The organism is Bacillus sp. GW823-FHT06A11, from assembly GCF_058795355.1.
In genome coordinates, this window is sequence record NZ_JBXAHS010000001.1 from 32,351 (window position 1) to 52,328 (window position 19,978).

General features: G+C 32.9%; 17 protein-coding genes and 3 pseudogenes. 5 read left to right on the top strand and 15 right to left on the bottom strand.

All coding sequences use genetic code 11. The features are described 5' to 3' along the window. Window position 1: 1 nt before the first annotated feature. The 5 genes and pseudogenes from AC1Q8L_RS00140 to AC1Q8L_RS00160 all read right to left on the bottom strand — a co-directional run bounded on the left by AC1Q8L_RS00140 (window position 2) and on the right by AC1Q8L_RS00160 (window position 5,687). Complete coding sequence (locus AC1Q8L_RS00140; protein ID WP_002094017.1) at window positions 2-1,834, bottom strand: GAF domain-containing sensor histidine kinase; 1,833 nt, start codon at window positions 1,832-1,834, stop codon at window positions 2-4. Between the two features lie 644 nt (window positions 1,835-2,478). Beyond that, window positions 2,479-3,231, bottom strand: a complete 753-nt coding sequence (gene aiiA / locus AC1Q8L_RS00145) for a quorum-quenching N-acyl homoserine lactonase AiiA (RefSeq protein ID WP_000216603.1) — start codon at window positions 3,229-3,231, stop codon at window positions 2,479-2,481. A gap of 291 nt (window positions 3,232-3,522) precedes the next feature. Beyond that, window positions 3,523-3,995 (bottom strand): annotated as a pseudogene (locus AC1Q8L_RS00150) (GNAT family N-acetyltransferase). A 171-nt stretch (window positions 3,996-4,166) separates the two neighbouring features. Further along, a complete protein-coding gene (locus tag AC1Q8L_RS00155) occupies window positions 4,167-5,255 on the bottom strand; it encodes a saccharopine dehydrogenase family protein (protein ID WP_098311986.1) in 1,089 nt (362 codons plus the stop codon). A 120-nt stretch (window positions 5,256-5,375) separates the two neighbouring features. Then, complete coding sequence (locus AC1Q8L_RS00160; protein WP_000995770.1) at window positions 5,376-5,687, bottom strand: ArsR/SmtB family transcription factor; 312 nt, start codon at window positions 5,685-5,687, stop codon at window positions 5,376-5,378. A 247-nt stretch (window positions 5,688-5,934) separates the two neighbouring features. Here AC1Q8L_RS00160 and AC1Q8L_RS00165 point away from each other — a divergent pair. Next, window positions 5,935-6,083: pseudogene (locus AC1Q8L_RS00165) on the top strand (IS4 family transposase); the annotation flags it as partial. 501 nt (window positions 6,084-6,584) lie between these two features. On the opposite strand, the gene AC1Q8L_RS00170 reads toward AC1Q8L_RS00165, so the two are convergent. Next, window positions 6,585-7,859 (bottom strand): alpha/beta hydrolase, encoded by a 1,275-nt coding sequence (locus AC1Q8L_RS00170; RefSeq protein WP_061660955.1) that lies wholly within the window; start codon window positions 7,857-7,859, stop codon window positions 6,585-6,587. A 257-nt stretch (window positions 7,860-8,116) separates the two neighbouring features. On the opposite strand from AC1Q8L_RS00170, the gene AC1Q8L_RS00175 reads away from it, so the two are divergent. Continuing rightward, complete coding sequence (locus tag AC1Q8L_RS00175; RefSeq protein ID WP_000798525.1) at window positions 8,117-8,566, top strand: MarR family winged helix-turn-helix transcriptional regulator; 450 nt, start codon at window positions 8,117-8,119, stop codon at window positions 8,564-8,566. Between the two features lie 181 nt (window positions 8,567-8,747). On the opposite strand, the gene asnB is transcribed toward AC1Q8L_RS00175, so the two are convergent. Then, a complete protein-coding gene (asnB, locus tag AC1Q8L_RS00180) occupies window positions 8,748-10,574 on the bottom strand; it encodes an asparagine synthase (glutamine-hydrolyzing) (protein ID WP_025118483.1) in 1,827 nt (608 codons plus the stop codon). A gap of 360 nt (window positions 10,575-10,934) precedes the next feature. Between asnB and AC1Q8L_RS00185 the strand changes: the two genes are divergently transcribed. Beyond that, entirely contained in the window at window positions 10,935-11,504 is a 570-nt protein-coding gene (locus AC1Q8L_RS00185) for a TetR/AcrR family transcriptional regulator (RefSeq protein ID WP_000593069.1), read from the top strand. Between the two features lie 300 nt (window positions 11,505-11,804). Here AC1Q8L_RS00185 and AC1Q8L_RS00190 read toward each other — a convergent pair whose 3' ends face one another. From AC1Q8L_RS00190 to AC1Q8L_RS00200, 3 genes are all read right to left on the bottom strand, one after another. Further along, on the bottom strand, window positions 11,805-12,626 hold the full coding sequence (locus AC1Q8L_RS00190) for a peptidoglycan-N-acetylglucosamine deacetylase (RefSeq protein ID WP_098311985.1): 822 nt from the start codon (window positions 12,624-12,626) through the stop codon (window positions 11,805-11,807). A 134-nt stretch (window positions 12,627-12,760) separates the two neighbouring features. Continuing rightward, window positions 12,761-13,264, bottom strand: coding sequence for a DUF3902 family protein (locus tag AC1Q8L_RS00195; protein WP_000833547.1), 504 nt, complete (start codon window positions 13,262-13,264; stop codon window positions 12,761-12,763). Window positions 13,265-13,585: 321 nt separating this feature from the next. Then, complete coding sequence (locus AC1Q8L_RS00200) at window positions 13,586-13,756, bottom strand: serine dehydratase (RefSeq protein WP_306802062.1); 171 nt, start codon at window positions 13,754-13,756, stop codon at window positions 13,586-13,588. Window positions 13,757-13,887: 131 nt separating this feature from the next. Here AC1Q8L_RS00200 and AC1Q8L_RS00205 point away from each other — a divergent pair, with 131 nt between their 5' ends. Then, window positions 13,888-14,442, top strand: a complete 555-nt coding sequence (locus AC1Q8L_RS00205; protein ID WP_000997928.1) for a helix-turn-helix domain-containing protein — start codon at window positions 13,888-13,890, stop codon at window positions 14,440-14,442. Window positions 14,443-14,577: 135 nt separating this feature from the next. Here the strand turns inward: AC1Q8L_RS00205 and AC1Q8L_RS00210 are convergent, their stop codons facing one another. Together AC1Q8L_RS00210 and AC1Q8L_RS00215 are read right to left on the bottom strand one after the other, a co-directional pair. Then, window positions 14,578-15,996: an S-layer homology domain-containing protein gene (locus AC1Q8L_RS00210; RefSeq protein WP_025118711.1), complete on the bottom strand. Its 1,419-nt coding sequence runs from the start codon at window positions 15,994-15,996 to the stop codon at window positions 14,578-14,580. Between the two features lie 796 nt (window positions 15,997-16,792). Continuing rightward, window positions 16,793-16,924, bottom strand: a complete 132-nt coding sequence (locus AC1Q8L_RS00215) for a hypothetical protein (protein WP_000442767.1) — start codon at window positions 16,922-16,924, stop codon at window positions 16,793-16,795. Window positions 16,925-17,014: 90 nt separating this feature from the next. On the opposite strand from AC1Q8L_RS00215, the gene AC1Q8L_RS00220 reads away from it, so the two are divergent. After that, window positions 17,015-17,200, top strand: a complete 186-nt coding sequence (locus tag AC1Q8L_RS00220) for a hypothetical protein (protein WP_002094014.1) — start codon at window positions 17,015-17,017, stop codon at window positions 17,198-17,200. 367 nt (window positions 17,201-17,567) lie between these two features. Here the strand turns inward: AC1Q8L_RS00220 and AC1Q8L_RS00225 are convergent, their stop codons facing one another. The 3 genes and pseudogenes from AC1Q8L_RS00225 to AC1Q8L_RS00235 form a co-directional block, all read right to left on the bottom strand. Then, window positions 17,568-18,074, bottom strand: a complete 507-nt coding sequence (locus tag AC1Q8L_RS00225; protein ID WP_000470143.1) for a GNAT family N-acetyltransferase — start codon at window positions 18,072-18,074, stop codon at window positions 17,568-17,570. A gap of 252 nt (window positions 18,075-18,326) precedes the next feature. Beyond that, a complete protein-coding gene (locus tag AC1Q8L_RS00230) occupies window positions 18,327-18,974 on the bottom strand; it encodes a lysozyme family protein (protein WP_098311984.1) in 648 nt (215 codons plus the stop codon). Between the two features lie 422 nt (window positions 18,975-19,396). Further along, window positions 19,397-19,644, bottom strand: a pseudogene (locus AC1Q8L_RS00235) (YxeA family protein). Window positions 19,645-19,978: the final 334 nt, after the last annotated feature.

Here is a 19,978-nt window from a genome sequence, read left to right on the forward strand (position 1 = left end):
TTTACGCACCCCTTGTTTGTGAATCTGGAATTAACAGTGTAATTTCTGTCCCTTTTCCTACAGAACTATCAATCTGTAAAGTAGCCCCTAATTGGTCAGCTTGTTCATTCATATGTAATATACCATAATGTGGCTCATTCTTCGTTTTAACCATAGACTCAAATAGTGAAAAGCCAACTCCATTATCCTTAACTCTTAAAAGCACGTGCTCCCTTTGATAACTGATTAAAACATCAGCCTTTTTTGCTTGCGCATGTTTTACAATGTTTTGCAAACTCTCTTGTAATGTATCAAAAATAACCCTTTCTTTTGAAAAACTAAGCGCACGTGCATGACCCCTTTCATGATATGTAATATCTAGTTCATATTCTTGTTTTAAAGATTTTATTTTACTTGCTATCGCCTGCTTAAGGCCTAATTGTTGTGTCGGATATGGTTTTAAAGCATAAATAGAATAGCGAACTTCTCCTAGGCTTACTCTTAAATCTTTTATGCTTTTCTCTACTACTTGCTGCATATCTTTTGGTTTATCACAGTATTTTTTCTGCGCGGATTCTAGTTGGAATATCACCCCGGCTAATGTTTGCGCAATACCATCGTGAATTTCACGGGCGATTCTATTTCTTTCTTCTAAAATCATTCTTTTTTCCTGTTCAGAAATCAATATCCTTGTTTTAACAACGTTAGCTAATTGGTTAGAAAATGTAGCTAACGACTGTACATCCTCCGGAAAGAAACCTGCATTTCTACTTTTCCCTGCAACAAACATTCCGACTAATTCATCATTTACTATAAGAGGAAAATATACAAGTGAGCGTATAACACTATCAAATATTTCATCTTCAGGAGCCGTGCCAATTTTCCAATCATTAAATACAAGATTTTTAGAAAGTTCCTCAAACTCCCTGATCTTTTCTGAATCATCAGATATATCAGAGCGGACTTTCCCATCTTTTAATAGAATATTCCAGTTCCCATCATCTTTTGTCCATATTACATATGCTTGTATGCCAAAAAACCCTTTAAGTGCTTGTTTAATATGTTTCAAGTTTCCTCCGGTTAATCCTCGACTAATTTCAGTCGTAATAAGGAATAACTCATATAATCGTTCCTTCTCCATCCTTATCCGTACAGAAAAAGAACTAATAACGGAAGTTGCTACAAGTGGAAAAAAGAAAAACAGTACTGTAATTTCGTTTACTTCCACACTATATGTACTAATTAGTACATGCATCAGTGCCGCATAAGAGAAACCAAAAGTTTCGCAAAGAAATACCGTAATAGTTTTTTTATACCATTGATAAATTGAATATGGCTGCGGAAGAAGTATCATTAACAAATCATAAAAGCGATTGTTGAAAAAACAAAAAAACACGCAAAATAATAACAAAGATATTAAATTCTCATACAGAACTGACATACCTATCTTATTAATTATTAAGGACATACATTTGTCTGAAAACCATTTGGCAAAGATCAAACTAAGTGCATGTTGAGTACTATTAAATAACATTCTTTGTATCGGTGAACGACGATGCAGGTGAATAATTAGCGTGACAAGTACAATAGCAACAATAGTTATATGGATTCCAAACTGCCAACTCATAGCGTAAATTATCGGAAAGGTAAGCGAACTAGTTCCTCTCCAAAATCTTACAGGAAAATACTCTGCAATCCCCATAAAAAGTAACAACAATATTAGTATTGTTAGATGAGAAGGGATTTTAATTTCAAGTAAAGATATAGTTATAGTAACCAAACCAAGAAAAGAAATAAAATAAAGATAAAAACTAGCAATCTTTTCTCTCATAAAGATAGAATTTACATCTTTCAAAACAACCCCTTCTTTCCTTATAAAAACTTCATCTTCTCTATTATCCAACAAAAAACCGGCACTGGCAAAATGGAAGGACATCCACTAGCCAATCACCGGCTGTGTACTACACCTAAAAAGGCAAGACACAATACTAGTATATATCAGTTTGTGAAGTTTACCCATTAGTCAAATGGTGTAATTGTACATACTTTTAGACTTAGGTCTACTAATACAAAAGATGTATACGCAATTTAAATTTTGATTCACTAAAAAAATTCTAAGAAAAATAGGAAGGCAATCGTAGTAAATACTTATCTATATTAATTTCATCTAAATCTTTAGGTTATGTATGTGTCAAATACTCCCCATCTAATATTTGCAAATAACCCATGAGATAATCTCCTTATATACTATATATGAAGTTTATCACTTAATATTTATTGAAGAAAAGGCGATGCATACAATATTCAAATCTAATTAACATATCATTTGATTATCGGTAGCGAGATTAAAGAGACTCCCTACTCTTAGAAAGGAACCTCCAATTCATATTATTACCCCATGCCCATCAACTTAAGAATTTTATAACACCCCAAAACAAAAAGTCATGACCTAACTTTCGGGGTCACCTCAAACGAGCCCATGACTTTTTATATGCTATCTCACAAATAATCCGGGAACACTTTACAGCCCTTTTCTTGCTCCATATCATGGCCAAAGAAAATAATCGGATTTTCTTTCTTAACAACATCTTTTAAACGTTTTATTGAAGATAAAGCTAAATCCGAATCAAACCCAGCAAACGGTACTTCATCTTCAAAGTTTTCTTTCGTATATGATGCATCAATAGTTAGCAACACTGGACCTGATTTTTCCGTCTCAATTAATAATGACTGATGACCTGGCGTATGTCCCGGTGTATATATTAATTGCACACCTGGCACTACTTCATAATCTCCTTCAATGATTTTATAGTTTAAATTCGGCAATATACATTCTTTCAAATATTCCTCTCTGTAGAGTGCTACCTCATATTCAGCACGCTGTACAATAATTGGTGTATTTGTAAAAACGCCATTTCCTCCTGCATGATCAAAATGCAAGTGAGAACTAATGATATAAAGAAGATCTTCTGGCTCATATCCGGCACGCTTTAAAATATTTGCGATCCTATCGTTCTCATTCATTTTAGGTAAAACTTGTCCTTCAACAAATGTACCTTTAAAAAGATTCTCATTATTAAGAGCACTTTCTGGCATACCTGTATCTACTAAAATAAGTCCCTCTTTTGTCTCCAAAAGATAACACCAAACAGGTAAGTTTAGTAGTTTACCCGGTGTAAGTGTACTATTAACTGAAGAATGATCCAACATACAACGACCTGCTGGGAGGAAATAAAGCTTCTTTACTGTCATTATGTATCCACCTTTACAAATAATTTAGGATAAAACAATACAATATAATATTTCGCTTATTAGAAATAAACTCCTTTTCACCTTTCATTATTTCAACCATTATTTTTTCAATTGTTCACAACTTTTCATTACAAATTCAGTGATACTGGAAAACCTATGCAGGAATTCAGTCCGCCTTTAGGCATAGGATAAAAGTGTCAACTTTCCGTAGAAAAGTTAACGTCAAGTAACTCCAAAATATATAATAAAGGTTGATTTTAGAGTTACTTTTCCACATTGGAATATCTTGTCTTATTCCCCTTTTTCGGTGGATGGGCAAAAACACCCTAATTCTAGAAATTCATCAGTTTCCATAAAACCAAACTTCTTATACACTGGTCTACCCATTTTTGAAGCCCCAAGCCATATTTGTGAGATACCTGAAATCTTAACTTCATCAACTAATTTAGTTAACAGCTTTGTTGCGATTCCTTGCCCACGATAATTTTCATTAGTATACATATTTGTGATATAAGCCTTTTTTCCAGTCTTATTGGTGTAACAAGGTGGAAATTCATAAAAAATTACTGCACCACAAGCTATAGTTTCTTCATTATCTTCCACTAGCCATTTAATTAAAGTACCTTCACTTAGTTTATTTTTAAAGAAAGCATATAGTTCTCTACCAATATCTATATTAGGTTCTATCCCCTCATCAACTAATTGCTTTTTCTTAACTCGACCAATTTATCAATATCATCGATATTTGCTTTGCGATATTTCAACTTTTCACAACTCCTTTATAAAATTACAACTGACCAGCCCCATAGCATAATTAATTCTCATCATTTTACCATTGGTTCTTATTAAACTAAACTGCCATTAAGTTATTTGGGGTATTTGCTCTTCTTTGCTTGATAGCCATATGTGTACTACCACGAATAGAACGATACCTTTTATATATTTTCTTTCGTAATATTAACCCCATATTCCCTATAAAAATCTAAAATTACAGATGCATTCATACCCAAATCTAATAAATTTTCCGGAAAGTAAATTTTAGAATCCAGAACCATAATATCAGATGTTTGTAAAATGTTCTCTGCTTGGACAGCTGCTCCTAAAGCAGTAAGATGTGTCTGTCCTAACGGATCTGATATGTTCACACATCGCCTACGCAATACACCATTAGCATCATAACCTTTAAGATGAATAACTATGTTATGTGCACTTCCACTTCCGGGTTTATAAAGAATATTTTTTCGTAAGTCATTAAATTTTTCTCCACTAATCAGTTTCCAAATTCCTGTATTCACCAGAGAAACCAGTCCATATGTAGATATTTTACTATCAAAAGCAATCCGAAAGTTAGCCGAAACAGCATGAATTGATTCTGGCAGGGTTACGTGATCAGGAGTATCCAAACGATAACATTTGGTTATATAACCGTTGGGAAAGCGGACTTTGATCGGATCAGTCATTGGATAAGCCTGTCGCATTCCCTCTCGAGCTTTGACTTCAAATGGAATCGTTAACCGGTCCATATATGCTGTTGAATTTGGTCCTGCTTTGTCTTGAAGAGAATATAGTGCGTTGATATCAACCGTAACCTCTTGAATATCTTTTGAATACATTTTAGCAAAAAGGGCTGCTGTCCCTCCCATCCACCCTGAAGCTAATACAACAGGGGATTGGACCTCAACATTTTTTAATCGATCAATAGAACTCTTAAAACGTTCAGTCCAACGAGTAATGTCAACCAATGGAATTTTTTTTTGAACTGCAGATAGAAGTAGTCTATCTTGCGGGTCATTAACCGCATTAACAACTAATGTGAAATTATCATCCAAATTTCTTAACGGATCATCTGTTGTGTTGTCTACAGTGACTATTTTTACTCTATCTGATTCAAAAGGTAACGCTTTCCCTAAAGTTCTTCCTCCTAATCTAATTTCCAAATCAGGATGTCGATCATGTAAAATTTGAGCAATTTGACTACCAACAACACCATACCCACCAACAATTAATACTGTTTTCTTATTCATCTGAAACCTCCATTTTAATTAGTGTGAAATCATAAGTTTAAATGATTAAAAACTTAAACCTTTTAACATAATGTCGCTAAAAAAAGGGACAAAGGGTGCCCCTAAACTATAAATGAGTACCTAATTCTTACATTCATCTTCAACTAAAGAAACAAGTTCTTTTAAAAGATTTATTGTTTCATTAAATTCAAGACAATAATACATTTCGGTGCCTTTTTTCTGAACTCGAAGTAACCCTGATTGTTTCAATATTTTCAAATGATGAGATACAGTAGGTCTTGACATGGGAATATGCTCCGCAATTTGCGTCACATTCAAGCTATCTTTATCAATTAAAAGCGATACAATTTGCTGACGAGTTGGATCTCCCAACCCTTGGAAACATGGTCTTAAATTTTCTAAAATATGCATTACTTTATCATTACAGTTCATTTCGCTAACATTACCTTCCGTTTAAGAATTTAATCATTTAAACGTATTATAAATTACATTGCTATCTAATGCAATAAAGAAGTAGCACCAACTTTAATTATAAATATTGAAAGTTTCATAAACAGCCATTTTCAATTTTCCAGATTTGTAAGAATGTCAGTTCTTTTTTCTGTAACAATTGTCAAATTCATTCTAGCTATAACCAGGACAAACCCACGAAATTTACTAAGCTTATATCGGATTGTATCAAGAACTTTCAACTCAAGTAATTCTGCTTCGCCTGTTTATCCTCCTACAGAAAAATGGCGAAAGTTCCACTGTTATGAGAAAAAGAAAGTCTTTAATATTTTAGATGTTGTCTATAATTGTACTCTGTGTCACAAGAAAACAGCATAGCAATAAATAAAATGCCTTAACTTCTCATAAATGACTGTTGTAGTGATATAAAATTTTCGTTATGGGGGTAATTTAAAATATTAACTTAATAGCTATGGGGTACCGCCACACATCCATCAACTTAAAAATTCAAAAATAGGGACTTTGATTTGTCTTGCAATCCCATCCAATGATACTTAGCCTTTTATGAAGGTCATGTTCCTCAGACCGTAGATTTGTCATTGTCTGTCTCAACAATTCGGGTCTGGATCCCTAGAGAATATATGTATGCTAGTTGTGCTCAAGAAAAAATATAGTTTGTCTTCCTACTTTATAAATCCCTTAACATTTCCTGTAACTTTCCTCCGTGTTTTTCAGCAATTCGAAGTCTTCCGCACTTTGAATATCCTCATCAATGTCCATAATTATGAGGAGTCTAAAAATTTGAAGAAAACAACAAAAATAGTGTAAAAAAGCTACATACTATTTTTGTTGTTTTCTTTTTTAATCAGTATAAATTTGTTAATTATTACAAGCGTTTAATTTATTACACTTTTTGCGTGCTTTAATTTCCGCCGGCTGGGCACCAAGCCAATAAGTTGGAAAAGCTGTCCCTTCAGTAACACCCCCATCACGATGCATGTAATAACGCTCATCATGGTTAGCTTTAAAGTTTCCTTCAAGTGCAAGTTCCACCCACTCTGCACCAAAACGAAAAATTTCTGCAGCTACTCCACCAAGCGGGTGAAATTCATTCTCATAGACGCGTATCTCCTTTGGTGCTTCTACAAACTCATAAAGACTTAATGCTTCTTCCAAACGGGTAAGTTCATCAAATTCTCCTATTCCCATGAAGACTGGACAAGTAATCTTTGGCGCCAATTTCCACAGGTTCATCTGGCTACTCAACTCGTTTTCAAAAGCAACTTCATCAGTGTAACCAGACATGTACATAAAATTGGCTTTGAAACTCGGCTGAGCTCTGTTAAAGATGGTATCAAATTCACCATATACACCTTCAAAAGTGGCTATAGCGTTTATACGATTATCACTCGCAGCAGCTCGCATCCCCCAATACCCACTCATACTGATACCAAAAAATCCAATCCGTTTTGGATCAACCTCAGGCCGTTTTAATAGAAAATCGATATAACAACTAACGGCGCGTTCGTAATTAGTCAAATCGACTTTTAGACCTTCAGATACAGATTCACCTTGACCCGGTCCTTCAATTGATAGAGCTATGATACCACGAGACGTATAATAACGTTGCGCAATCTGTATATAGTCTTCCTTAATCATATCCATACCTGGACCTAATATTACTGCTGGTGCATTCTGAACTTCACCTGAGGGCAAATGAAGTAATGCATATATCTGTTTGCCTTCAAATTCTAGTACTATACGTTGTACTGTTCCTCCTCCAAGTGATGAAATAGCTGCCACACATTCGTTACAACGTTCTCGAAATGCCAATTTTCGTGGATCATCATTAAAATATGAATATTGTGCACGTCCCCACATAACAGCAGCTCGCTGATATAGATCACGAGCAGTAACAGTGAATCCCTTTTGTTCATAATGTTTTGCACGTTCTTGAGCCTGAGAAGCAACCGTCGCCCATGCTTTTGGTATCATTGCTCCACTCTTTACTTGAGAAAAAACTTTATCAAAATCAGTGTGGTCATGTCCTAACTGTTCCATAGTTGCCTTTGCTTCAGGATGCAAAGCATCAAACCCACCAAGTGCAAGGGCTATATCTAAAGCCCATCCTTGAGATTGTGAACGTTGAGTCATAATAATCATCCTTCATTATTTTAATTAAGTACTTAACAATTAAGTACTTAATTAAAATAATGAAGTATAATATGTACTTTTGTCAAGACTACAAACCAAGTCGTCTTATTATTTTATTGATGATTTAAGGTGAGCATATATAATATTGCTTGGAAAATGAATAGCCAGTCTCTACTTAATTTGACTCTACTCTTTTTCATATGTTAATGTTAACACCATATAATTAAGTACTTAGTTAACGGGAAAATGGTGATGTTATGAAAAATTCTTCAAATAAGTTAACTGCGATAGACGAACTTAGTCAAGCTATATATAGTCTGACTGCAGCCGATGGACGTTTAAGAGGGCGAGCTACTCGTACATTAGGGGCAGTTTCAATGGTCCATGCTCGAACCCTTAAAGTATTAGCTGAAGAAGGCGAATTGTCAGTCAAAGAATTAGCTGATCGAGCAGAAACTACCGCCGCTGGTATTACTCAATTAATCAATGGATTACAACAGGCTGGTTACGTTGAGCGTGTTCGTTCAAATAACGACCGGAGAGTTGTCAATGTCCAACTTACGCCTAGTGGTTTAAACTGTCACTTAGAAAGAGAGAAAAAACTAAAACATATTCTTAATGCGAACCTTTCAGATTTTGATCCAGAGCAAATCGAGAAATCCTCTGAAATAATTAGGTGTCTAGTTCATGTCCTTGACCAACTATAATAGTATTCTAAAGCTTTCTTGAGTTTTTAGAACTAACACATCGCTATTATGCTAAAAGAACTAGTTACCCCAAAATAATAAAACCGCATCTCCAATTATTAGATAAATATCTAATCCATTGGAAATGCGGTTCACTTAGGTCATTGATGTTTCAGCTATTCTCTTTATTTGAAAATTACATCTACCATACTAATTTAATATTATATTCCTCTAGCCAACTATTAACTTGAAGTAAATAATCTATTATACCTCGTGCATCATTACCTGAAATTACTTCGTCTTTTCCTTCTGCAATAGCACGAACTCTTTCTACATTAATCAATGGCAAAATAGGTGATTCAGGATTGTTCAACACATGTAACATCCAATCACTAATACCTTGTAGATAAGAGGCATCCTTAGTGCTTGGATATGCACTTTTTTTGCGATAACGTACATCCTCTGGAAGTACATTTTCAAAAGCTCTACGTAAAATACCTTTTTCAATATTGTCTATGCTTTTCATTTCGAATGGGACATTCCATAGGTATTCTACAAGCCGGTAATCGCAAAATGGAACTCGTACTTCAAAGCCATTCATCATACTTGTGCGATCTTTTCGTTCTAGCATAAATGGCAAGAAACGTGTAATAAACATGTAAGACATTTGACGTTGCTTCATTTGCAGATCACTTTCACCTTCTAAAAAAGGAACCTCAGCAACCGCATCTTCAAATTTTTGTTTTTGATATTTTTCAGGGCTAATCTTCGCTTTAAAATCCTCTGATAGAATTTCTGTGCTATACCATAAATTAACACTCCAAGGGAATATCTCTGCATCTAGAAACTTCTCTTGATGGAACCATGGATATCCTGAGAATACTTCATCTGCGGATTCGCCTGAAAGTGCAACTGTTGCGTCTTTTTTCATTTCCTTAAATAGCAAATAAAGAGACGTTTCCAGTTCTCCAACTCCAGGTAGATCACGCGCTCGCATTGGAGTTAATAAATACTCTATTAAACTATCTGATCCTAACTCTATAGAATGATGCTTTGTTCCTACATATTCAGCCACACGTTTCACCCAAGGTTCATCACGATCAAAACGAAGGAAGTCTTGCTCAAAGTCTTTTTCATCATTGATGAAATTCAGGGAATATGTATGAAGGCGTTCCCCTTTATTCCCAAATTCATTTCCTGCTAAACCTGTTAAACCACTGGAATCTAAACCTCCGGAAAGCATAGATACCACTGGTTTATCAGCAATTAACTGCCGTTTAACCGTATCTTGTAAAATGGAGCGGATTGTCTCGACTGTTGTATCAATATCATCTACATGTTTTTTACTTTCAAGTTTCCAATACTGTGTCGTAGTCGAGCCATTAGAGGTAAACGTCATATAATGGCCAGCACGCACTTCATGTATATCCTTGAAAATAGCATGACCAGGAGTACGTGTTGGTCCAAGGCAGAATATTTCAGAAAGTCCTTCTTTATCTACCTCTGCATCTACAAATGGATGCGAAAGTAAAACTTTTAATTCTGAACCAAAAAGAACTGCACTTCCCCTTTGAGCAAAAAATAAAGGTTTCACACCTAGATGATCACGACCAAGCATCAATTTCCCAAATCTTTCATCCCAAATACCAAAAGCAAAAATCCCATTTAAGTGTTGAACACAATCTTCTTGCCATTCTAAGTAAGCGTGTAGTAATACCTCTGTATCCGACTTGGTCTGAAATTCATGACCTTTCTCCTCAAGTTCTTTACGTAATTCTTGATAGTTATAAATTTCTCCATTGAACGTAAGGCCAATCGTATTATTTCCATCTTTATACAGCATAGGTTGAAGGCCACCTTCAGGATCAATGACGATGAGACGTCGATGACCTAATGCCGCTCGTTTTGAAAACCAATGCCCCTCTGCGTCAGGTCCTCGGTGAATGATAGCATCTGTCATTTTTTTTAACGTTTCTTGTTCATTAGACAGGTCTTTAGACCAGTCTATCCACCCTGCAATTCCACACATAGTGTCTACCTTCTCTCAAATAGTATAGAAACCGACTAAAATCATCTTTTAGTCATGTTTATATAATAAAATGAATTGAATAAAAAATCAAATAATTCACTCAAGAAAGAAATCACCGTCCCCTTTCACTTGAATTCTCATCGTCCGATTAAAAAATTATTACCTTAAACTTTCATTTTCATCCTAAGTGATACAGTTGCATTCTATTATAGTTATATACTAGAAATAAGAATGGTGTATGTTATTCTATAAGAAGCAAATAGAGGACTTTCTATTAGGATTTACAAAATTAGAAATGAACTAATACAGAATGTAAAGACAGAAAACTTCGCTAAATATTTCAAGGATAGGGTGTAGACAATGATCAAATTAGAAAAAGAAAATAAAAAAATGAAAATCATTCAATCTGCCACAATACTGTTCTCTACGCGTGGTGTCCGTAACACAACGGTTGATGAAATTGCAAAGACAGCTAAAGTTGGTAAAGGTACTATTTATTATTACTATACAGATAAAACTGAAATATTATGCGACTGCTATATGCGTCATATTCAGCTTAAACGCTCACAATTATTTAATTTATATAAAGAAGAAAAAGATGTTTTACTTCGAATACAAAAAATTCTTCATTATATCAGCCTAGAATATCATCAAGATCCATTTGTTTCTACACTCTTTCAAGAATATAAAGAGTACCATTCACCTGAAATTACAACTTGTTTTAAACAATCTGAAGAAGAAGCAATTAACATGATAAGTAATTTACTTGAAAAAGGTTATCAGCAAGGAGCTTTGCATAAGGTCCCATTACCGCTTACAGCTTTTATGTTAGTACGAATGATTTTTAACTACGAACAGGATTATATAAAAGATGATAAAAGTGATACAGAATTTCTGCAGTTGCTAAAACATATGCTTCTTAAAAACTAGTTTTAACCACATACAAAAAATAAGTGCGGTGCAATTATATGAAGAAGAACGTGAATAATGGCGGTTTTTTATGAGTTCTTTTCACTCTAGACAAACATACGAAATATCCAACGCTTATGTAGAAATGAATGAAAAAATCATATAAATTTTTCTAAAATTAGAAAGCCTATACTTAAATCTACAATAAAATAGCCCAGTAAAAAGAGCGTGTTTCATCTATCTAAACACGCTCTTACAAATATTTAAACCCTATATGATTTGCTTATTCCATTCTGATTTTCTTTTAACTAATACATCTCTTTATATACGATTATCATGCCAGAAGTTTATTGGAAAATGATTATTCTCATCATAAGCTTCAAATTCATACCCTTTTTCTTTTAATCCTTTTATTATTGCTGGAACTGCTGCGACAGATTGTGGATGAATATCGTGCATTAAAACAATTTCCTTTGAAGACGTCGCACCTGCTAAGACATTTTGAACAATTTTTGCGGCCGCTACATCCACAGGTAATTTATTGTATTTCCAATCTAAAGAATCAATTGTCCAATCCCATACTTTCAAATCATTTCCGACCACTTCATTTCGAAGTGATTCATTTAAGCCGGGCATTGATCCATATGGTGGACGTGTTAATTTCGGTGTGTTTCCAATAACATTTCTAATTAAAGATTGATCTTCTTTCATTTCCTTAACATATTCCTGATTGGTGTACAGCTTTTTAAAATCATGTGTCATACTATGCATGCCCACATAATGGTTTTCTACATGCTCTCGTTTCACTAAATCTGGGAACCTTTTCACGTTATCGCCAATTAAAAAGAATGTTGCTTTCACATCATTTTTCTTTAATACATCTAATAGATTAGCTGTATATTTTCCTGGTCCATCATCAAAAGTTAAATATACAACTTTTCTTTCTTTACCATCAAAACGATTAGGTATCGATTTTTTCAATTCATTTTTAGGTAGACTGCTCACTTGTTGAACACTATTTGCCTCTTCCGCATTTACCAGCTTAGAATTTGTAATAGATTGAAACATGTAATACCCTATTGCTACTAATGTAATAGCCAACAATACACTTATAATTCTTTTTTTCTTAAGCTTAATTTTCATATTATAATCTTCTTTCTATCAAATCATTCCACTTTATGTCGTTTAGTTTTACTATCCTATTTGTTTATTAAGTTTTTTAACTTAACCAATCTCAATTTTGGACTAATCATTTTAATAATCTATATAGGTGAAAATTAGTGCCCTGCACTAGCGTTCATGGCATTTCCTATAATAGTTAGAACTACTGGAAATAATACTGGTCCTAAGGTAAGGACAATGTTTAAAAGTATAATAAAACTATATAGTAAGCTGTAATTTTTACTATTACGGTTTTCGAATACTAGGATGACTAATGTTATTATAGTAATTAAATGTAATAATAAAATTATCAACCAATAATACATCATTATAGTAAGATTCCACTTTCCTAATAGTTGGTATGTTACCCCTATTATTATCCCTAATATAGTAGCATTAAAGGAAATAAACAAAGTTCTTTTTAGTATTTTAGGAAATGTTTTGTGATCCACAGTTTTATTATATAAACCGATTAAAATGCCCAAAGATAGATATGCCAGTAATAACCCTACCCAATTCCAGATCCAATCTTGATCCCCCATTAAATTAAACAAAAGCGAAAGGATCCCTCCTACTGCAAGAATCGAGGAGATCATAATACTATTTAAAGCTGATTTCATACTATTTTCACTTCCTTAAAAATTTTACAATACAGCATTGAAGTCTACTCTTAAGTTGTCCTTTACTTATTAGAATCCTTTTCATTAAAAATCTTGTATGGAAATCCCATCATATAATACGGTCATCATACCTATTAGCATATACGGAAAATGGTAGGCCCAGCAAAAATTACATGTCCATGATCCCGTACAATAATTTTTAAACCGAACGAAACACCACCAAATCCTACTCCACACGGTAGATATACAAATAGAGGATGCGATTCATCAACTTTTATTTGTATATCAATTATTCAGACGAGTAGCAGCTACTGCATAACCTTAAAATAAATGCTTTGATTTTTCATCGTCAATCAAATAGCACATTTGATTCTTATTAACTTGTATTCTTCCTTCTTCTACTGCTTTACTATAGCCCGCTGTATATTCAAAAATAGTAGCCCCTTTGTTTCTAAGTAAATCTTTTTCCCACTTTTTCGCAGCTGCTGCCATATGTACATATGATGTTTTAAACTTAATCATAATTTATTATAATTAAGTATATATTAACAATATATTAAGTATAAGTAAATAAAATTAATAATTATTTAATTTTATTTACTTATTTAAAGGGGATTACATATATGAACGATATTAATGTTGGTCACAGAATTAGGGCATTTAGAAAAGGTGCCGGATTAACCAGTAAGCGTTTAGCAGAGTTAGCTGATATAACACCTTCCATGTTAAGTCAGATTGAAAAAGGAATCACAAATCCTTCATTACAAACACTAAAATTAATTTCTGTAGCATTAAATATTCCATTGTTTAATTTTTTCTTAGAGGATACCAATACAGAAGAATTAGTTGTACGAGCTAACCAAAGGAAAAAAATAATTTTTCCTGAAAGCGGCAATGTTTCGTATGAGCTATTATCTCCTAATTTAGATGGAGCACTAGAATTGGCTTTAATGAATCTGTTACCTCAAACTGCTTCATCTATGGAGCCTGTGGCACATAAAGGGGAAGAAATAGCATTTATTATGGAAGGACAAGTGAAACTATATCTAAATGATGCGGTTTTACTTCTCAATACAGGTGATAGTGTTAAAATCCCACCTTATGCAAAGCATAAGTGGGAAAACACTTCTTTAAACAAAGTCACTGTTATATTTGGAGTAACTCCACCATCTTTTTAATTTCAAATACTAGCGAAGAAAAGTTAGAGAAAATAATTCTCTAACTTTTCTTGTATACATAACTTTATTTTAAGAAAGTAAAAAACTTGTCTCTCAATTATATGAGATTAAAACTAGTGAAATAGATCTTTTTAATTACATACTTAATTTACTTTTTAATGTCCAGTATTTTTCTCCATTCGCTTCAAAAGAGAATTCTACCCATCCATTTGGATCTTCACGATAAATAAAGATGGTTGTTCCAGGAGTTACTGTACCAACTTTATTCTCCTCGACAGCTACATCTGGTCTACTTTTAATTTTTAAATTAAATGGATAAGGTACCTGATAGTAAGTAGCTGATGATACAACATTTGAGCTTGAATCGTCTGCATACATTTTATATGGAATTTCATTAGATAACGCGTCGACATCTAATGTTTCAGGATTCTTTGGTAATTTTTTTGCATATGTATAGTCTTCTACACGAAACGGTTTAATACGTTCCATAATGCCTGCAATTTTCTTAGCCCAGCCTTTATCTGATGCATATTTCACGTTCATGCCAGTTAATGTTGGCCCGTTATAATACATACCGCTTTCTTCCAAATATCTTTCTCGTACATAATTAGCATTATAAGCAATGCTATCGCCGTAGCTTGGTAAATATTTCGCATATTTAAACGGATCTCCATCATATGCACGTAGACCGAATAGATTATGTTTTTGATATGCGATTTCTGATTTTCCGTATCCAGATTCTAAAATCGCATGCGCTGCTAAATAATGAGCACTCACACCATATTGATTTTGCGCATTGATAAAATCTTGCCCATGGCCAACTAAAGGACTATCCGAATGATATTTCGCAATAAAACTATCAATCTCTTGAGCTGTAATTTTCGAAGCCACTGTTAAATTTAAATCTTCATATGAGGTAGCAGTAATAATCTCTTTTTCATCGTTTAAATTTTGTTGTAACATATCTGTTTTTGCAGTAAGTTGAGCAGCTTCAGCACGTGTTATAAATCTATTTGGTTGCCAACCGTTCTCGGTACCATTAGAGATTTTTAAATCTATTAAAATATTGGCGTATTTTTCTCCCCAATGCCCTTTTAAATCTACAAATCTAACCTGCTCGTTATGATTTGCTGTGCTTTGTAGTTTATATGCATTTACTAACATCGTAGCCATAGCAGCGCGAGTTACTTTTCCAGATGGATTGAAGATTCCATTACCTTCACCCTTAACAATACCAGCTCTTTCAGCAGCAGCAATATAAGGAGTAGCCCAGTGATTTTGTGAATCAGTAAAAGATGGTTTTGCATTAGGATCAATTTGTATCCCTAAAACTTTTGTCATAATTTTTGTAGCCGAAGCTCTGTCCAATGAGTCATTTGAACCAAAAGTTCCATCTGGATAACCATTCAATACCTGTTTATCAACTAAATAATTAACAGATTTATCGGCCCATACAGGAACATCAGGGAATGTATGAGTATCTGCTAAAATATTAGAAGAATAGGATAATATAGATCCTGCAAGGATACCTGTTGCAATTAATTTGTGCTTCATTAAAATAAACACCTCTACCATTGTATTTATCAAATTGGGATTTTCTATTTTTATATTTACATGTTTGTAATAATAATAAAATCGTATTATCACACATTCAATTTGATGTAACGAGTATAGTTACTTATATACACAAGTGTCAATGAGTGCCTTTTACAATAATGTATAATATTTACATTATTGTAAATTTACATGATCTTATAATTGACTTAGGTATAAATTTTGTAAAGGACTTTTTGATAGATTACTTATTAGCTTACCTGAAGAAATCTCTTTAGTTGTTAATTTGCCAACCTTCCTTGTTTACTATTAATTAATCAATTAAAAAAAGAATTTTTTTGTTTAAGAGCTACTTTAAAATCTTAAGTTGATGGATGTGTGAACGTACCGCTACTAAAATTCTTGCTTTTAAATCATTATTAATGTATTATATTTACGTAGAAATATAATGATTATAGTATATAAAAAGGAATCAAATCTATAAGTAAGATTTAAATCCTTTTCCAAGTCAAAAAGACTTTGCCAAAATCTAATATAATTTATGCTTGTCTTTTTAATATGTATCTAGTAAAAACATATTTTTTATCAATGGAATTCTGTTTTCAATATAAATTGAAACTTTTAAATAGATGTTTATTTAGTTTCAATAATAGAAATTAGTGTTCTAAACAAGGAATTATACAAAGTGATCTGAAAAACCTGAGAGATATTGTATGTAGTTTGCTCATCTCCAGGTACTACAATAAAAGAGCCTTACCTCTCTAGGCAAGACTCTACTAGTTTAGTTGTATAATATTTACATGATAACTAAGAAACAGAAAACATATAACACCAAATAACAGCCCCCTATTACTCCTCCTACAGCTAATACCTGTTTAACCCAACTCTTAAATTTTTGATTACTGTAAATCGCTTGCACTCTTTCCATATTTCCTCCTATTAAGGAGAACTCTTAAAGACTCTCACCTCGCTATAGTACCATTAAAAAATGAATAATAGAGATCCAATACATTTTCGTATGCAATATTGCATACGAAAATGTATTGTTATTATTATAAGCGGTTACTATGATGAGGTTATAAAGATTTATCACATCTTAATACGAAAAAGAGGAGAGAATAATATGGAAATCGCAATGGCAGTTTTAAAATTTATAGGTGGAGCAATCCCATTAATTCAAGAACTTCTAAAAGCATTTATGTAAATTTACTATTTAGCAATTATTTATAAAAATTATTATACAAATAATCTGTATATCAAAAATAAATTGGCTTACATATCATTTGCGTGATCAAGGTCCCTTTAACATGACTAAGGGGACTTTTTGAAATTTTCAAATAATTAACGTTACGTCACATCACCATCAAGTTAGCAAAATAAAATGAAACTTTAACTTGATGGTGATGGGAGTAACAGTTGTGATTTAGAGATAAGATCAGATTATACAAAGTTTTGCACGTCAGCGATACCGGAAATAAAGTTCGCCTTTAGTAGCAAGGATCCCCATTAAAGATAGCCAACTTGCCTATTTAAGAATAGGAGTGTCAATTTAAATGATGCGTTCCTAGGCACTACTCTTCTTCTAAAATAGCGTAATAATATTCATCCCACCATTCATTCCCATGTGGTATACACTTCCTGAAATAGCCTTCTCTTCTCATTCCAATCTTCTCCATTACTCGATATGATGGGGTATTTTGTGGCTGACATGTAGCTATAATCCTATGTAATTTCATTTCCTTAAAGCCATATTTCAAAGTAGCTTTTGCTGCTTCAGAAGCATATCCTTTATTGAAATATTTAGGATTGAACACCCAACCAATCTCATATGTATGCTCACCAAAATATTTATGAAAGACTATATGGCCAATCAGAATATCTTTATCAATTAATACTACAGGAAAGTTCTTAGCGTTTTCACCAATGTTTTCATTCACAAAGTTTCTTGTATTTTCTTCAGTAAAGACCCCTTCAGGTATGTATTTCATAACATTGATATCTGATGTATACTCATGAACAGCTTGCCAATCTTTGAACTCAAATTTTCGTATTAATAATCTTTCTGTTTTTATAAACATTTACTTTTCCCCCTCAAAAAATTGCAACTATATTTAAACTCCACTTTCAAGGTGAAAATACGGGCCAAACAAACTATCTTACAGCTTGAATTTAGAAACTTTAGGGGTAATGTTTTGACAAATATATTATATAACAAATATTAACATCCACGGGATTTGTTTTTGAAAATTATGCGAACTAAGAAAGAAAGTAGTTTTTTCTTAGATATTATTGTTAATAACTGATGGTATCATTATATTTCATTCTGCAACTTATTTAGAAAAGCTATGTACATTTTGAAGAAGTTCTTCAATAAGTTTTGTTTTTTCATTTACCTTTGTGGCATATGTGAAATCACCATAACAATATGGATACCTAAAATTATTTTTATTTTCACCACAAGTATACATGGCTGGATTTTGATCAACTTTCATCTTAGAAAATTTTTTGGCCGAATCCTTCGAGTGTTGTTTAACTTCTTGACTAGCAATAAAATCAATATACCCTGGCCCCATATTATAACTTTGAATAATTGTATCTATGCTAACATCTTTGTCCGTTCCATATTTGTACATTTTAGCAAAGTGCTTTACCCCTTGTTTAATGCTCAAGCTTGTCTCTTGAATTTCATTTGGCTTTAATCCAAGTGATTCGGATGACTGCATAGGGTCGTTTCCCTCACCTCTACTCTCTTGATACATAATTCCTAATAAAATTGGTGTTTTCTCTCCTAAATTATATTTTTCTAATTCTTTTTTTAGGGTAGACTCATATTGCAATACACGTTTTTCGGTGGCTTGCGCTTTATTTTGTTGAATATTGGTTTTATGATTAAAATATAGCATTCCAAGTATTGTTCCTAAGCCTAAAATACTAATAAGGAACGCTTTTATAATTTGATTTTTACTTGTATCCTTCATATATTCCTCCTCGTATAAGAAATTCAATTTTTCAAAGGTAATTGGTTATATACAAACTATGTAATGAACACCTATCTCCCGCCCTTTTTAGACTCATACATCAATACTTTAAGGTTTCAAGTTTAATATAAAAATTTAAAGATAAGGTAAAGATAAGATAAAGATAAAATAAAATAAAATAAAAGGTATTTTTAGCGTACTTTAAAAGATATTGCTACAAACGGATATATGGCACAACTTGTTGATATGAATGGATTTAGTGATAATTGAAAGGTTATTGTACAAGTTATTAATTATGGAGATATTATTCCAGAAGATTTAACCTATCTTTTCAATATGCTTTATATAAAAACTACAACATAACATATAATAAAAAACGGCGGACCCTCAACCTAGAAGAATCCACCATCACAAATAAATGATTATTTCACACCTAGTTTTTCTTTTGCTTTCTTCGGGAGCTCGTCTTCCTGCACTTCCTCCCAAGCTGTTACACCTTTTTATCTGAATAATATACACGTAGGAATGCTTCTTTACGAAGATTCTTTTGTGCAATAAATTCTAACTCTTTTTCTTTACCTTCCTTATCAAAACCCGATAATGTATATTCATACTCCTTTCGCGTCACTTTACCATCCATAGATTTTGAAACCCCTCCTTTTCCATCCATGGCAATTTAAACGTAATATTCACCTTTACCAATACAATTGATATCACACCCAACTAAAACACTTGCAAATACAACTTCCTTATTTTTTACGTACCTGTGTATTTTTATCTTTTTACTCACTTTTATTTTTCTTTCTTAACTAACTTATTTAAGATAATCTCATATAAATTAATTAACGAATTAATGCTATTTGCGACATAAAAAAAGAGAGGCGTCTGCCCCCTAATGATTAGGCCTACGCTACCTTCTTTCTTCACCTTCCCATAGAATTTGTTAACATTATCATCCTTCTCCTAACTAAGATCTTTTACTTTTACTAATTTCATATGAGAAA

Bases quoted from the DNA above. Each gene is read 5' to 3' on its own strand.
- aiiA (WP_000216603.1), bottom strand. From the start codon at position 3,231: ATGACAGTAAAGAAGCTTTATTTCCTCCCAGCAGGTCGTTGTATGTTG.
- AC1Q8L_RS00155 (WP_098311986.1), bottom strand. From the start codon at position 5,255: ATGAATAAGAAAACAGTATTAATTGTTGGTGGGTATGGTGTTGTTGGT.
- AC1Q8L_RS00160 (WP_000995770.1), bottom strand. From the start codon at position 5,687: ATGAACTGTAATGATAAAGTAATGCATATTTTAGAAAATTTAAGACCA.
- AC1Q8L_RS00170 (WP_061660955.1), bottom strand. From the start codon at position 7,859: ATGACTCAACGTTCACAATCTCAAGGATGGGCTTTAGATATAGCCCTT.
- AC1Q8L_RS00175 (WP_000798525.1), top strand. From the start codon at position 8,117: ATGAAAAATTCTTCAAATAAGTTAACTGCGATAGACGAACTTAGTCAA.
- asnB (WP_025118483.1), bottom strand. From the start codon at position 10,574: ATGTGTGGAATTGCAGGGTGGATAGACTGGTCTAAAGACCTGTCTAAT.
- AC1Q8L_RS00185 (WP_000593069.1), top strand. From the start codon at position 10,935: ATGATCAAATTAGAAAAAGAAAATAAAAAAATGAAAATCATTCAATCT.
- AC1Q8L_RS00190 (WP_098311985.1), bottom strand. From the start codon at position 12,626: ATGAAAATTAAGCTTAAGAAAAAAAGAATTATAAGTGTATTGTTGGCT.
- AC1Q8L_RS00195 (WP_000833547.1), bottom strand. From the start codon at position 13,264: ATGAAATCAGCTTTAAATAGTATTATGATCTCCTCGATTCTTGCAGTA.
- AC1Q8L_RS00200 (WP_306802062.1), bottom strand. From the start codon at position 13,756: ATGGCAGCAGCTGCGAAAAAGTGGGAAAAAGATTTACTTAGAAACAAA.
- AC1Q8L_RS00205 (WP_000997928.1), top strand. From the start codon at position 13,888: ATGAACGATATTAATGTTGGTCACAGAATTAGGGCATTTAGAAAAGGT.
- AC1Q8L_RS00210 (WP_025118711.1), bottom strand. From the start codon at position 15,996: ATGAAGCACAAATTAATTGCAACAGGTATCCTTGCAGGATCTATATTA.
- AC1Q8L_RS00215 (WP_000442767.1), bottom strand. From the start codon at position 16,924: ATGGAAAGAGTGCAAGCGATTTACAGTAATCAAAAATTTAAGAGTTGG.
- AC1Q8L_RS00220 (WP_002094014.1), top strand. From the start codon at position 17,015: ATGCAATATTGCATACGAAAATGTATTGTTATTATTATAAGCGGTTAC.
- AC1Q8L_RS00225 (WP_000470143.1), bottom strand. From the start codon at position 18,074: ATGTTTATAAAAACAGAAAGATTATTAATACGAAAATTTGAGTTCAAA.
- AC1Q8L_RS00230 (WP_098311984.1), bottom strand. From the start codon at position 18,974: ATGAAGGATACAAGTAAAAATCAAATTATAAAAGCGTTCCTTATTAGT.